This is a genomic window from Pseudoalteromonas luteoviolacea (assembly GCF_000814765.1).
Classification (GTDB): Bacteria; Pseudomonadota; Gammaproteobacteria; order Enterobacterales; family Alteromonadaceae; genus Pseudoalteromonas; species Pseudoalteromonas luteoviolacea_H.
Genome location: NZ_JWIC01000004.1, coordinates 707,026 through 722,272, shown reverse-complemented (window position 1 = coordinate 722,272; position 15,247 = coordinate 707,026). Strand labels below are relative to the sequence as shown.

Below are 15,247 nucleotides of genomic sequence, written 5' to 3'. Positions count from 1 at the left end.
GGCTGCCCTTGTGTGACTCTGCTCTAATTACCATCAACAGTGAGTTCCGAAACTGGCCAGTAACCTGCGATAATTCGCATATACTTACCCCATTAACGAAGAAGGACTGGTTTGATGTTAGATGTAGAAGTCTGTAAAAAAGCACGCTATTCACGAGATCCACGCTTTGATGGTAAGTTTTTTATTGCGGTAAAAACCACCGGCATATACTGCCGTACAACCTGTCCTGTGCACCCGCCTAAAGAAGAAAACGTCAGATATTTTAGCTCAGCGATGTCTGCGGCGCATGCAGGGTTTCGTCCATGTTTACGATGCAGGCCAGACAGTGCACCAGGCTCAGCACCATGGAAAGGGGTTGGCACAACATTGGACAGAGCGCTTAGCTTAATTGACCAAGGGGCACTACAACACGGTTCTTTACCTCAAATGGCGAGCCGGCTGGGGGTCAGTGATCGATATGTCCGCAAGTTATTTCGTCAGCACCTTGGGGTGTCACCAAAGGCTTACGCACTTTACCAACAGTGCCTGTTCGCCAAAAGGTTACTTCATCAAACTCAACTTCCTATCACAGAAGTTGCTTTAGCAAGCGGGTTCGAGAGCATACGTCGCTTCAATGACTGCTTTAAAAGTCAGTTACAGCTAACACCGACGCAAATGCGCAAACAACAAGGCCATACCAACTCAAGAATTACTTTAACACTATATTTTCGGCCACCTTTTAATTGGCAACACATGCAACAGTTTTTAGCCAAACGACTTGTTGACGGTCTTGAGTGGACAACGGATGACAGTTATGGTCGCACGTTTATTTGGCACGGTTGCAAAGGGCAATTCACCGCCAAGCACGTGAGCAAAAAGCACTGTTTTGAAGTGGATATAGAAATTGACGACATTAAGCATCTCAAGCCGGTGGTAAATAATATTCGTCGTATTTTAGATTTAGATGCTGATTTAAGCCAAATTGAAGAGGATTTAAAACAGGCATTACCCAATGAATTCACTTTAGTAACAGGGCTGCGCTTGCCTGGTATATGGGGGCTGTTTGAAGCGGGTGTGCGCGCTATTCTTGGCCAACAAGTGTCTGTACAAGCAGCAAAAAAACTGGTATCTCAACTGGTACAAACGCTGGGAGAGAAAAATGCAGAGCATGCTTTTTTCCCTACGCCACACGCAATGGCTAGTAGTGACTTAGCTTTTTTGAAAATGCCCACTGCGCGCCGACAAACACTGATCCGTTTTGCTGAGCATTTTTCGCAAAATCATGTGACCGACAATGCAGATGACTGGTTACCTATCAAGGGAATTGGCCCTTGGACAATTTCCTATGCCAAAATGCGTGGGCAAAGCGACCCTGATATTTTTTTAGCTTCTGATCTTGGCGTCATTAAAGCCCTTCAAGCACAACAAAAATTTGATGATAGTCGGCTTTCCCCTTGGCGCAGCTACCTCACTTTTCAATTATGGAGTCAACTATGAGCTTGTACACTGATTATTTTCAAAGTCCACTCGGGCTGATTGAGATAAAGGCATCTGATGTCGGCATTCGCCAACTAATATTTTGTGGAGAGAAAACATCACAGGTGCATAGCAATGCCTTACTACAAGAGTGTAAACAGCAACTATCCGCTTACTTTGAGCATAAGCTCACTCAGTTTAACCTCGATCTCGACTGGCAAGGCACCCCGTTTCAACAGCAAGTGTGGCACGCTTTAACAACTATTCCCTTTGGTCAGAGTTTATCTTATTTAGAATTAGCCCAGCAGCTTAATAACCCCAAAGCAGTGCGTGCAGTTGGCGGTGCGAATGGACGTAATCCAATCACCCTGATAGTGCCATGCCATAGAGTAATTGGTGCCAACGGTAAAATGACCGGATATGCCGGTGGTGTATTGCGTAAGCAATGGCTGTTAGCCCATGAAGGCTTAATAGATCAAAAACCAAATGCTCAAGCCCTCGCACAGCTGGCCTCCCAACGCCAAGCAAAAACCGAATTTTTACAATAATCATTTTGGCGTTAAGTCATTTTCCAAACCAATAGGTATATGATTCACTCCGCTGCCACGGTACATGTCGTGATTTCGCAGCGGATTAACCAAACATCTGCCAAAACGCATACAACACACTGACTTAGCTCAATCATTGAGACACAAGACTGAGCTAAGTACTTACCATGTCATGAAGACACAAAGAGTTATCAAATAATTAACACAAAAAACCTTTAATGTAAGAATAAATTATATATATTTATAAGGGTGGCAGTGCATAATTTATGGTAGAGAGTATGTCGCGTGGCAGTAAAAAATAACAGCAAGTATTCACTGCGTTTAAACACCTATTTTGATGGCAAGGGTAAAGTATTCCCACTCTTATCCCTGATCATTCTGGCGGTGTTTACCCCTTTAGCAATCAAAAACCTGATTATAGGTGAGCATGCACTTGGCGCACTCATTATGATTTTTGTATGCGCATTTATTGTCGATGCTTTTGCACTGATCAGAGGCCGCGCTTTGCCTATTCATGAGTACATTATTGCAGCTCTGGCGATTTCATGTGTCGCGTTGTCTCTATTTACTCTGGGCGCTGGCACAATCTTTTGGGTATTCCCGGTAAGTATCATCATTAGCTTTGCCTTCCCTCTTGTGCCATCCATCCTCTTCAACTGCATGTTATTACTCACCGCCACCACATACGTATTTTTGAATTATGATATGGCAGATGCACTCAGGTTTTTCTTCGCTTATCTGCTCACCGCTTGCTCAGTTCACTTGTTGCTCAAGCATATCGATGCGCTGCACACTTTATTAAAAGAAGAGTCAAGTAAAGATGCCCTCACAGGCGCGCTTAACCGAAGACAACTAAACCTGTTTTTAAAAGATGCGTTAGCCAATAAAATTCACTACCACAATGACTCGACACTCATCATGATTGATGTTGATCACTTTAAGCAAATAAATGATTTATATGGTCATGCCAAAGGGGATGAAGTCCTGATCAACCTCGTATCTGACATACGCGCACAGATCAGAGAAACCGATTTGCTTTTTCGTGTGGGCGGTGAAGAGTTCGTGGTGTTATTACCCAATACGGAGTTAAAAATCGCGGAAAAAGTGGCTCAAAAGCTCAGAGCTAACATCAAAACACTCGCTCTATTAGATAACCGCCCCATCACAGTGAGCTTAGGGCTTTGTGCAACTGCGAACGACCTTACCCAAACCAAATGGATGAACTGTGCTGACAAAGCACTATATGCTGCTAAGCAACGAGGCAGAGACAGGGTATGCTTATATAATTTAAACCATAATCGCATAGAAGATGTAGCTGCTTAGTCATTTAGATAAATGCGCTCACATTGTGATATAGCACTTAATCCAACTCTTGCTATACTCTCACCAAGCCAAAAGCGCAAAGGAAATATCATGAATAAAATCTTTCTGTTCATCCTCATATACACTTGCAGTTTTATCGTCATTGCCGAAGAAGAAAAAAAAGAACTCCCACCGTTGAACCCAGCCTATCAAGGCGAACATGGTATGGTACTGATGAATCGCGGTTCCAAAATTTATGCCACAAATTTTGCTTCTTACAAGTTACCCAGCGATATTCAAATTGTGTATCAAATAGATAACCCTGACGTCGCTTTTTTAAATCTAGTTAGAGACTCAGACCTCATAACCATCAAGCCAAAACCATTTAACTTGCAGCGTCTAGAACGTGGAGAGGAGGTCAATATTGTCGCCGACGTCTATGAAGGACACTACAAACGCGACGGCTTTAAAGTCTATAGTGACCGCACCATTGTATTTAGCAAAAAACTATATGCTCGGAAGCTAAAGGACTTATCTCCAGCATCACAGTGGCAGGAATATGACAGCATTGAGATCAACAAATCAGAACGCATTTACATCCACAAATTAACCCAACCACCGAGTTTCAATCATCTTATTTTTGTTGATTTAACCAACGCTTGCATGCAGAAATTTAAAACATCAAAACGCGTACCTAAAAGCTCTGAGTTGATGTATAAGTTTGTCAATTGCGGTACATTAAAACATCTATATTTTGACGCTGAAGACTACCGTTAAATCATTAACTTCACGAAAATATACGGGGTCGATTTGTCACTTAATTTACACTTGAATTGCGTATTGGTAGTTTAATGACAAATCGGCACCCTTGATTGTGCGCGCTGTGACAGGTAATTTCACCATGCAGTTTTTGCGTCACAATATTATACACGATATGCATGCCCAAACCGGTTCCGCCAGCACTGCGCCTTGTAGTATAAAATGGGTCAAACACCTTTGCTAACGTCTCCTTACTCATACCCACGCCATTATCCTCAAAGCACCACTCAATATGAGATGCCGTACGTTGTAAACTGATGTCAATTTTGCCCGCTTTTTTACCCTCTTCAAAGCCATGCCGTACGGCATTTTCAATCAGATTTGTCAGCACCTGAGCAAATGCGCCAGGATAAGTAGAGAGTACCGTGCTGTCATCAAAATCTGTCTCAACCACTATCTCAGTATGCTTCCATTTTGGCTTTAAGCTCATCAGGGTATCTTCGAGGTATTGGCCCAAATTCACCTCCCCACGTTCCTCTATGGACTGATCTACTGCAACTTGTTTAAAGTTTTTAACCAACTGTGCAGCTCGAGATAAGTTTGACTCAAGTAAGTACAAACTCTCATTCATCACCTCTAAGAATGCATGCAGCTTATTCTTTGTCAGCTTACTGCTATCAAATAGTCCTTGGCATTCACCCAGCTCTTTCATCGCATGGGAACTTGCCGTAATGCTTATCCCTAACGGCGTATTAATCTCATGGGCAACACCTGAAACTAAACGCCCCAAGCCCGCCATTTTTTCCTGTTGAACCAATTGATCTTGTGTTTGCTGAAGATTTTCATGGGCCTCTTTTAGCTGCGCAAAAGTCGATTCTAACTTCTCTACAGACTCCGCATTGGCCAGTGCAATCGCTGTGTAATTAGCAATGGTACGTAACATTTGAACATCATTGTCACTGAATGCTGATTTTTTGAAGCTCTGTACAGTGATACAACCCAAAACTTGTTTATCAATCAGTAAAGGTAAATAAATTAAAGACTCGGTGTTCGCGCCGCTGACGGGGGCAGCAACATATTCAACGTACAGCTTCAACTCTTCTACGCGATTAATAACAAGCTCGCTTTGATTATTGATACACCAAACAGCTGGACGACGTAAGTCAGTCAATGAATATTCAAAAGGAGGCAACTTTTCACCTTGCTCAATCGCCAATTGACATAAGATCCGCTGCCCTGGTGCATCCAAAATGCCAACGACAAATACATCGGCGTTCATCAACTCATTAACGTGCTTATAGACCCGCTCTAAGACTGAGCCAAGATGCAACGTTGAGGTGATCTCTTGGCCAATTTTACCAAGCATAGAAATATTCTCGGTGCGAGACTGGACCAAAGAATCAAGCGCCATTTGTTGTTGCTTCAGCTCTTTCACGCGCCAGCGGTAAAAACCATAAAATGCCAGTGCAATCAATACAAATAGCGACAGCTTTATCCAAATAGTTTCAAACCATTTAGGCTGTTGCACGATGAGCAAATCAATTTGATGGTCGCTCCAGTTGCCTTTGCGATTGCTCCCTTTGATGTGTAGGTGATAATTACCTGGTGGCAGACGGGTATAAGTTATTCGGCGTTTAGATGCATCAGTGTAAATCCACTTTTCATCAAACCCTTCGAGTTTATAGGCATACAAATTGTGCTCAGGAGACGTAAAGTCTAAGGCTGCAAACTCAATAGAGAAGCTCTTCGTATCGGCAGGTAATACGAGTTGTTCAGGGATTGGAATGACTTGATTATCAATTTCTAACTCACTGATCACGAGTTTCGGCTGATATTGCCAACTTTGCCAAAGTAATGGGCGCATTAATAATATGCCTTTCGTCCCACCAAACAGCATGGTGCCATCACGAAGCTTGATGTAAGAGCCAGTCCACATGGTACCCACATCCCAATCGTCTGCTCGCGCTAAGTTTTGCCATGTGCCCTGATTTGGATCTAGCCAACCATAACCATTCCAAATGCGCCCCTGTGCGTCTTCGAGCAAGTTTCCTGCGGTGCCCACAGGCCTACCAACCAAGGTATTTAATGATTCAAACTCAGCATAACGGCCATTAAAATTAACCAAACGATCTAAACCGTGCGGCGTCGCGACAATCAAATTTTGCTGACTATCTAGTAGCAAGCTATTTATATAGTTATCAGATAAAGTAGTGGTGGTATCCGCTTCAAGACTAATTTCGAGTACTTTTTTAGCTTTGATGAATATCACCAAAAGCCCATTACGCGTACCAACCCAAAGTCTGTCATTATGATCGTAGGCAAAGCTTAAAATCGACTTACCCATAAAGAGTTCACTCCCTGAAAAATCAGAAATATCCTCAACTTGATTGGTGTGCGTATTTATCAGCGCGACCCCTTCGCCGGTCCCAACCCAGAGCTTATCTCCAGGAGTCTCTTGTAACGTAACGATTTGTATACTTGGCAAACCGTCGGCTGTGTTGTAGCGAAAAAATCGCTGCTGTACAAAGTCATAGCGATGAAGCCCTTTGTTCGTCGTGCCAACCCACACACTGCCATCGCTGGTTTGCCGCATCACACGCACATAGCCTTCCGCTAACGCCTTGGGGTTCTCTGGCTCGGGCCTGAAACCGCCAATAACGCCTAATTGAGGTGAAATGATATCAATACCTGATTGCGCTGTTCCCACCCAAATTTGACCATTATTGAGCTCTACAAACGATCTTACATCTTCATGTGTCAACATATTTGTGCTATCAAGGCCGCGCACAAACTTTCTAAATGCTCCGTTTTGCGGGTTATATCGACTCAATCCACCACCCCAAGTGCCGACCCATACAACGCCAGAGTCATCCACCAGCATGGCCCCCATAGTATCTAGGGGAATGCTATATTCATTCAAAGGTTCATGGCGTATATGTCGCTTTACTCGCGTTGAGGATGCATCAACGACAGTGATCCCACCACCTGATGTGCTTAGCCAGATTTCATCAGAGGCTGGTTGAACAATACCATTCACCCAATGATGGCTTAATGACTTTAGGTTATTAGGCGTGTGTGATACCCATTCCACTATATTGTCATTGGTACTCACCTTAGCCGCACCATCATCCGTTGTACCAACCCAAACAGCATTATCGTCCGCCAAATAAAGTCGAAACACATTTTTGCCATTAAATGCACCATAGGTTTTGCCAGTCAGTGCTGGCGAGCCTGGCTTGATATTATGAGATATCGGATAAGGTAGCGTAATTTGACACAGTCCGAGCTGTGTACCTAACCAAAGTGTACGATTTTCTCCTAGAAGCACTGAGCGCATACGGGAGGTTTTTAAAGGTTCATCACACCCCAATATATTGTCTAACCTTGTCACCTTTCCTGTTGCGCTATCTATGTGATCTAACCCATCATTACTGGCAATAAAAATATTGCCTTGATTGTCTCCGACCAATGCACGAATATTGTTATTTGATAAGCTATTTGTGTTGGCTGCATCATACTTATAATGATGAAACTGATTGTTATTAGGATCAAACATAGCGACCCCGTCAGAAAAAGTACCGATCCACAATTTACCATTTTGGCCGGCCCACAGAGCACGGACAAAATTGCCGGGTAAAGAGCTAGGGTCTTGAGGGTTGTGCCCAAAACGTTTGAAACGATAACCATCGTAGCGAATAAGCCCAAACTGAGTACCAATCCAAATAAACCCTCTGCTATCTTGGGTCATTGCCGTGATCACGCCCTTAGGGATTTTTTCGCTATCTCCAACCTGTTGAAAAATCAGTTCACCTAAATCAAAAAACGCGCCCTGACCTGCATCCAAATTTTTCTGTGTATTAGCTAAAGCAATAGAAGAAAAGCACACATTCAGTGTAATAAAAAGACAAATTATAATTCGTAAGGTCACACCGGCATTCACTGCAATATCCGCTTGAAAGGTTCAACGAAGGTAAAGCTTGCATAGTCATTGAGTATAGATAAGGGATGAAAAGTTGGAAAGAAATCACAAAATGGAGATGTCATGCTTGGCACAACAATTTAGTCAAATCCACCTCCGTCTTTACCTCCAGCCATAAAGCTTAAAAAACGGTATAGCAAACGTGAGACCCTAACGACACAGTCCACTGGAAACGAAATAATCGTGTAAATAACATCCAACACAGTCGAATCTTTACCCTGGTTTTCTCGTCTTGGCCAAATAAGATAGGCGCTTAAAAAACAAAAGGGTATTAATGCGCAAAATAGCAGGTTAAAGTTATCCGTAAAAAGGATATACGAAGCGACTAAGGCAATAATAAACAGCACTGTCGCAATCACTTCACGTATAATATCAGACACTCATGACTCCTATACTGACTTTAAACAAGACAGCATACTCACTTTATTAAGTAAAACGAGTCCTTTCGTTCACTTTAAGCTACGGATCATTGGTTTAATTTGCTAAACGGATCCTTTCGCCCACTTTGAGAAACAAGCCATGTCGCTCTCTGTCAAAACGAGTCCTGTCGTTTCTATCAAAACGAGTCCTGTCGTTTCTATCAAAACGAGTCCTGTCGCTGCTATCAAAGCGAGTCCTATCGCTGCTATCAAAACGAGTCCTGTCGCTGCTATCAAAACGAGTCCTGTCGTTTTTATCAAAACGAGTCCTGTCGTTTCTATCAAAACGAGTCCTGTCGCTGCTATCAAAACGAGTCCTGCCGTTTCTATCAAAACGAGTCCTGCCGTTTTTATCAAAACGAGTCCTGTCGTTTCTATCAAAACGAGTCCTGTCGCTGCTATCAAAACGAGTCCTGTCGCTGCTATCAAAACGAGCCCTGCCGTTTCTATCAAAACGAGTCCTGCCGTTTCTATCAAAACGAGCCCTGCCGTTTCTATCAAAACGAGTCCTGCCGTTTCTATCAAAACGAGTCCTGCCGCTGCTATCAAAACGAGTCCTGCCGCTGCTATCAAAACGAGTCCTGCCGTTTCTATCAAAACGAGTCCTGCCGTTTCTTTCAAAACGAGTCCTGCCGTTTCTATCAAAACGAGTCCTGCCGTCTGAAGCGGTGATGACCCTTTTGATTTAATTCAATAAACGCAACAAAAAACAAAAAATAACATGCTAAGCCAATTAATTTTAAAAAGTTTAATGAAAGTGCCTCGATTGCGTATCAAAACCTTGTAAAAGTGGACTTTTATCAATCAATCGTCCTGCAATAACATGAATAACATTGCCTTCTTTTTCAACAATCCCTTTCACTTCCAATAACTTTGCACCTAGATAAGCTTTCTTTTGAGCTCTAGCAGTCCCTGCCCACACCACCACATTGATATTCCCTGTATCATCCTCAAGGGTAAAAAAGGTAACACCAGCTGCAGTCCCTGGAGATTGCTTTCCTGTGACCACACCAACCACAGTAACCATACTTTTATGCGCTTTTTTGCAAAGCTCATTCATTCTTGTAAATACACCAAGTTCTCCCCTCTCATCCAATAAAGTGATCGGGTGTTTGTTCAAACTTATTCCCATGGCAGTATGATCTTCTAATAACGTTTCAAAATCGCTCGGTGATTGAATATCTGCTGTTTGTTTAGAAGGTAAGTCAGTAAACAGCGGCAAGGTGACTTCTTGGTTCATTAACTGCCAACGAGCTGCATACCTATCTTGGCTAAAGTCCCTCAACGCATTTGCCGATGCAAGTCGTTCAAGCGCTCCCTTATCGACACCTAATTTAGACACACTCTGAACACTTGAGTAGCCATTGTTTGGACGCTTTTCAACGATTAAATTCGCTATCGACTGCCTTAGCCCTTTAATGATCTTCAACCCCAAACGGATCGCCCACTGACCTTCAACTTGATGAACTGTGTGCTCATAACTAGAGTGGTTTACACATACAGGCAAAATAAAAACATCGTGGCGTTTTGCATCCTGAAGTAATTGGGATGCACTATAAAACCCCATTGGTAAGCTATTAAGCAAAGAAGCATAAAACATGGCTGGATAATAAAGCTTTAGCCAAGAAGACGCGTATGCCAGTACTGCGAAAGATGCCGAATGACTCTCTGGAAAGCCATACTCACCAAACCCGCAGATCTGCTCAAAAATACGCTCTGCAAATTGGTGCTCATAGCCTCTTTCTGTCATGCCTTTGAGTAATTTATCTTTGAACTGCATCAACTCGCCAGTTTTTTTCCAAGATGCCATGGCGCGTCGTAACTGGTCCGCTTCGCCACCAGTAAAGCCAGCCGCGACCATTGCGAGTTTAATGACTTGCTCTTGAAAAATAGGTACCCCAAGCGTACGTTCAAGTACGGCTTTTACAGCTTCAGAGGGATAAGATACAGCTTCTTCACCATTGCGACGCTTCAAAAAAGGGTGAACCATATCGCCTTGAATAGGGCCAGGACGAACGATGGCTATTTGCACCACTAAATCATAGTAACAGCGCGGTTTTAACCTAGGAAGCATACTCATTTGCGCACGAGACTCAATTTGGAATACGCCTACAGTGTCTGCTTTTTGAATCATTTCATAAACTTTAGGGTCATCTTGACGTTGTGTTAAATAAGCAATGCTTAAACTACGCCCTGTGTGCTGATACACCATTTCAAATGTTTTTCTGATAGCACTGAGCATCCCCAGAGCCAATACATCGACTTTTAACAGCGCAAGACTTTCAAGATCATCTTTATCCCACTGGATCACTGTGCGCTCTGGCATGGATGCATTTTCAACCGGAACCAAGTCATGCAGAGGGCCTGCTGAAATAACAAAGCCACCTACATGCTGAGATAAATGCCTAGGAAACCCCATAATGTCAGTGATCAGCTCAATAAATTGCGCCCCTTTTAACGAACTGGGCTCCAACCCCAACTCAATAATTTGCGCTTGCCAGTTCAAACTTCGATCACGACGATTAACATTTTTAATGAAATATGTCAGTTGTGACTCACTGATCCCAAGGGCTTTACCAACATCCCGAACTGCACTTTTAAATCGATAGGTGATCACTGTGGCGGCCAACGCCGCGCGTTTACGCCCATATTTTTGGTAAATATATTGGATGACTTCTTCGCGCCTTTGATGCTCAAAATCAACATCAATATCTGGTGGCTCATTGCGTTCACGACTAATAAAACGTTCAAATAATACGGCCACTTGACGCGGATCAACCGCCGTGATCTCCAAACAATAACAAACCACCGAGTTAGCCGCAGATCCCCTACCTTGGTATAAAATACCTTGCGACTTAGCGTACATAACGATGTCATAAATGGTTAAAAAGAAATACGGATAATCCAGCTCCTCAATAAGTTCCAATTCTTTTTTTATGGTTTTTGCAATGTCTGAGGGAACGCCATCGACAAACCTACGTTGTGTACCTTGCGCTACAAGTTCACGAAGATATTGCATGGCCGTTTTACCCTGTGGCACTAATTCGCTCGGATACTGATATCGCAACTCATCTAAATTAAAATGGCATAGATTGGCTATTGTGTTTGTTTCCTGCAACCAAGATGACTTGAATAACTTAGCTATCTTATCCTTAGTACGCATTGAGCGCTCACAGTTCACTAACAGCTGACCTTTACATTCCTCAACACTTTGATTGGCTTTAATTGCCGTCAAAACATGTTGAAGCCGAATTCTATTTGCACAGTGCATTAACACTGCACCAAGGGCACATATAGGTATGTCACATCGCTCAGAGAGCATTTCACAATGTTTAATATGTTGTCTTTCAAGGTTGCTAAGCTCTCTTTGCATACCTATCCAGCTACGATTTGGGTGATATCGCTTTAACCAAGCTCCCCACTGCGCATCTTCGTGCTCACCCTGAGGTAACCACAAAATAAAGCAATGCTTTAAAGACAGTAAGTCCCACTTTTCAAGTTGATACGCCCCTTTATTGGCACGGCGTCTGGCATTGCTGATCACTCGACATAACTCACTATAAGCCGCTTTATTTGGACAAAGTAGGACCACTTTGAGTGATTCAAAACACAGCACACTACCAACTATCAGTTTTAAATCCAGCTCGGTGTTTTTTATCAAAGTGTGCGCACGCACAACCCCCGCCAATGAGCATTCATCTGTGACTGCCAATGCTGAGTAGCCTAAAAAGTGCGCTTGCTTAACCAGTTCTTCAGGGGAAGAGGCACCTTCTAAAAAAGAAAAGTTACTTTGACAAAATAGCTCTGCATACCGCATTAACTAAAGATCCCATGAACAAACCAACGCTGTTGTCTATCTCTAAATACCCATAAGCGCCTAAGTTGCTCATCTTGTGCAATAAAATAATCGCGTTCGATATTATGTCCATCCCACCACCCCGTCGATATCCGCTCAGGCCCTTGCAATAGAGTGACTTTGTCATGCAGTGGTTGGATTTGAGCAAGCAAAAAGTTAGGTCTAAGTAAGGAGGCCTTGTTCTCGGTGAAAGAGGAGTGTAATGCCTGTACACTTGGCTCACATCGGCTCGTTGCATACTCAGGCCTCGCATCGGGTAAGACCGTTACTCCGTAAACCGCCTGCTCTCCAAGCTTTGCGCGCAACAAACTCAACAAACCTGCATGCGTCATGGTGCCGATTGGCTCTGAAAATAAATCTTCATTTTGATTATGCGATTCACAAAACTCATCTACTCTTAACGTAATGGCTTGCAAAGGCGCAGATAGCTGGGTCCGCTCAAGCATAAGCTGACATAACTCTTGCCATTTTTTAGCTCTGTACTCGCCTTGTGCACTGCCCACTTTTAAACACAGCGATTCGGCATCCCTTTGTACCAAGGTCAGTACGATTTCGAGCGTCAATTTATCGCGTAACTTTAAGAATGCTTCAAGTTGTAGTAGTAACGTGTAAAGTGGTTTTGTTAAATAGGTCAGATTTTCTAATTCAAATAGTAATATGAGGTCACGCTGAAATGTCTCCGTTGGTTGATAAAACTCAACTGGATGATGGAGCTTACCTTGTAACCTGCCAACATACTGCACCAACTCAGTATCAAAGCGCCTACCCAATTCAACCAAAGGGATATCCAACAGCGCTTGTACAGATTTAATACCAACTCGCAAAAGCTGCTGTTTTTGCCGTGTATTTAACGTCAAAGCATCAATAGGTAATTTACCTACTGCTGCAAACAAGGACGCCTTGTCTTCATCTATTTTGTCATAACCAGCCTGAGCAAGCAGCTGCGCTGCCAAAGGCGAATGCCCTAGACCATAATGATATTGTACATTTTGAGGCAAAAGCCGTGCCTGAATGGTTTCCAAGTAGTGGGTCAAGTTTGGATACAAAGACAACATATTAGACACTTTAAGCAATAAACCGCAAGGCGCTGAAATATGAATGTCAGCCGTATCCAAATACAACCATTGAGCCAGCTCTTCTACTCGCTGTTGCTCATGATCCACTTTAAACTCATAAACAGACAATGAAGTACTCATCGCAGCTGCCGCCCCAAGGCCCATACCTATCTTGACGCCTAGCTGCCGAGCAGCATCGTTCAACTGCACAACAACATGCTGTTTATCAGATACTATAATCGTTGGCGGCAACGGGGCACTTTGCGCCAACAAGCCATCTAACTGTAGCTGGGGAAAATGCAAGTAAAGCCACAGCACTTTATACCTACCTTCTAGCAGTGCTTGCAAAAGGCAACACTTGTCCGGACCGCTCAGACTCAGAGTGAGTGATAAGCTGTGGCCAAAGTAATGACCAAGCTAGGGTGATTTGAGGTTTGGCCCAACCCCCTTTTAGTTTTGTCACTTTAATATTCAGCCCTTCGCTTCTAGGGGACAACTGCATAGATAGACTCACTGGTAATGACCCGACTTGAACACGGTTCTCCCTTAATAAACAGCACAGACTTTGCCCGGTTTGCGCACTCAACATGAGTCGTTTTACTTGGTGGACCTGTAGCGCTTGATGCCACAACAGTACACTGCTGCACACGCCACTTTTTAAACATTGTTCAGCTGCCCAAAGTGCATTGTTCGGTTCAGATATTGAAAGTACCCAAATTAATTCAGTCGCGATATTTTGATGTTTTAATGCGTGCGCATTCACATTAGCAGGCGGGTTTATCATCACACATAGACGTGTTTGTGCGCGGATGAAAGGTATTAATAAAGCCACCTCTCCCATACCGAGTTGGCATTGAATATCGACGATACCTGGCATGGGAAAACCGCCCTCAAGGCAAGCATCCAATGCGTCATAGCCGCTACTTTGCTTCTCAACTAACCGCTGCGATAATGGTGCATTACCAGTCCCATGCCACACAAGATTCTGGTGCTGTAAAAAATCGATTAAATTGGCCATACCATACACCTTACTGTATATGCATACAGTATTATAGATCATAATTAAAAGTGCAAGTATGATCTTTTTCTCTTCGGCATCACTGAACTATAGTTACACTCATCAATGCCAAAACAGATGATGGAACAAGCGTATGTGCGGCCGGCTCAATATCACTGACGATCCATTTGTTATCCAAATTTTATTAGATTTAGGCATCAAAGATCCGCATAAAAACATGTTATTTTCTCGTTTCAAGCGCGCAACGGATAAGGTGAGTATCGTTTACCAAGATAACCATGAGCGAAAAGTCGCCGAGGCAACTTGGTGGCTGCTGCTCACCCAAACTCAAACAGGGTTTAAACCTTCAAAATACACCTCATTTAACAGCCGTTACGACAAACTTAATGTTAAAAATAGTGCCGCTTATCATCCTTATCGATATCACCGCTGTATTGTGGTGGCAAAAGGATTTGGTGAGACTCAGTCCATATCAGGAAAAGCACCGCTCTATCATGATTTCCAAGCTCTCAATGGTGCGTTATGCTTCGCTGGGCTTTATAAAAAATGGCACCACCCGATCACAGATCAGCATGTGATTTCCTGTTCAATTATCACCCTTGCTCCTCATCCTAAGCTCATGCCATTTCATAATAAAGCCAGCCCATTTATATTGCCGCAACAGCCAGCCCTATTAAATGCTTGGTTAGACAGCTCTTTTTATGATGTCAGTTACTTTTCTGATCTACTACAACCTCATTTACCGAACACACTCATCGCACAACAAATTGACAAGCCCAGTCAATGTAACCCCATGAGTGAAGAAATAATCATTGAAAGAGACATATAACCCACCAAAACCATGATTAACTCACAC

At 43.2% G+C, this 15,247-nt stretch carries 11 protein-coding genes; 5 read left to right on the top strand and 6 right to left on the bottom strand.

Annotated features, from left to right (window positions below):
- Positions 1–114 precede the first annotated feature (114 nt).
- From JF50_RS06465 to JF50_RS06450, 4 genes are all read left to right on the top strand, one after another.
- Positions 115–1,476 (top strand): DNA-3-methyladenine glycosylase 2 family protein, encoded by a 1,362-nt coding sequence (locus tag JF50_RS06465; RefSeq protein WP_039608607.1) that lies wholly within the window; start codon positions 115–117, stop codon positions 1,474–1,476.
- Positions 1,473–2,003, top strand: a complete 531-nt coding sequence (locus JF50_RS06460) for a methylated-DNA--[protein]-cysteine S-methyltransferase (protein ID WP_200890379.1) — start codon at positions 1,473–1,475, stop codon at positions 2,001–2,003. The genes JF50_RS06465 and JF50_RS06460 overlap by 4 nt, the downstream gene beginning before the upstream one ends.
- Positions 2,004–2,288: 285 nt before the next feature.
- Positions 2,289–3,326: a GGDEF domain-containing protein gene (locus JF50_RS06455; RefSeq protein WP_039608606.1), complete on the top strand. Its 1,038-nt coding sequence runs from the start codon at positions 2,289–2,291 to the stop codon at positions 3,324–3,326.
- Between the two features lie 90 nt (positions 3,327–3,416).
- Entirely contained in the window at positions 3,417–4,082 is a 666-nt protein-coding gene (locus JF50_RS06450; protein WP_039608605.1) for a hypothetical protein, read from the top strand.
- A 40-nt stretch (positions 4,083–4,122) separates the two neighbouring features.
- Here the strand turns inward: JF50_RS06450 and JF50_RS06445 are convergent, their stop codons facing one another.
- From JF50_RS06445 to imuA, 6 genes are all read right to left on the bottom strand, one after another.
- On the bottom strand, positions 4,123–7,908 hold the full coding sequence (locus JF50_RS06445) for a two-component regulator propeller domain-containing protein (RefSeq protein ID WP_152614469.1): 3,786 nt from the start codon (positions 7,906–7,908) through the stop codon (positions 4,123–4,125).
- A 215-nt stretch (positions 7,909–8,123) separates the two neighbouring features.
- A complete protein-coding gene (locus JF50_RS06440) occupies positions 8,124–8,423 on the bottom strand; it encodes a hypothetical protein (protein ID WP_039608603.1) in 300 nt (99 codons plus the stop codon).
- Positions 8,424–8,525: 102 nt separating this feature from the next.
- A complete protein-coding gene (locus tag JF50_RS06435; RefSeq protein WP_039608602.1) occupies positions 8,526–9,107 on the bottom strand; it encodes a hypothetical protein in 582 nt (193 codons plus the stop codon).
- Positions 9,108–9,210: 103 nt separating this feature from the next.
- The gene (locus JF50_RS06430) at positions 9,211–12,279 is read right to left on the bottom strand and encodes an error-prone DNA polymerase (protein ID WP_039608601.1); all 3,069 of its coding nucleotides are present in this window, start codon (positions 12,277–12,279) and stop codon (positions 9,211–9,213) included.
- The gene (locus JF50_RS06425) at positions 12,279–13,691 is read right to left on the bottom strand and encodes a Y-family DNA polymerase (RefSeq protein ID WP_039608600.1); all 1,413 of its coding nucleotides are present in this window, start codon (positions 13,689–13,691) and stop codon (positions 12,279–12,281) included. Before JF50_RS06425 ends, JF50_RS06430 begins: the two co-directional genes overlap by 1 nt.
- Positions 13,692–13,698: 7 nt before the next feature.
- Complete coding sequence (gene imuA, locus JF50_RS06420; protein ID WP_039608599.1) at positions 13,699–14,391, bottom strand: translesion DNA synthesis-associated protein ImuA; 693 nt, start codon at positions 14,389–14,391, stop codon at positions 13,699–13,701.
- 133 nt (positions 14,392–14,524) lie between these two features.
- Here imuA and JF50_RS06415 point away from each other — a divergent pair, with 133 nt between their 5' ends.
- Positions 14,525–15,220 (top strand): SOS response-associated peptidase family protein, encoded by a 696-nt coding sequence (locus JF50_RS06415; protein WP_039608598.1) that lies wholly within the window; start codon positions 14,525–14,527, stop codon positions 15,218–15,220.
- Positions 15,221–15,247: the final 27 nt, after the last annotated feature.

Coding starts and splice junctions, on each gene's coding strand:
- JF50_RS06430 (WP_039608601.1), bottom strand. CDS start 12,279: ATGCGGTATGCAGAGCTATTTTGTCAAAGTAACTTTTCTTTTTTAGAA.
- JF50_RS06460 (WP_200890379.1), top strand. CDS start 1,473: ATGAGCTTGTACACTGATTATTTTCAAAGTCCACTCGGGCTGATTGAG.
- JF50_RS06450 (WP_039608605.1), top strand. CDS start 3,417: ATGAATAAAATCTTTCTGTTCATCCTCATATACACTTGCAGTTTTATC.
- JF50_RS06465 (WP_039608607.1), top strand. CDS start 115: ATGTTAGATGTAGAAGTCTGTAAAAAAGCACGCTATTCACGAGATCCA.
- imuA (WP_039608599.1), bottom strand. CDS start 14,391: ATGGCCAATTTAATCGATTTTTTACAGCACCAGAATCTTGTGTGGCAT.
- JF50_RS06415 (WP_039608598.1), top strand. CDS start 14,525: ATGTGCGGCCGGCTCAATATCACTGACGATCCATTTGTTATCCAAATT.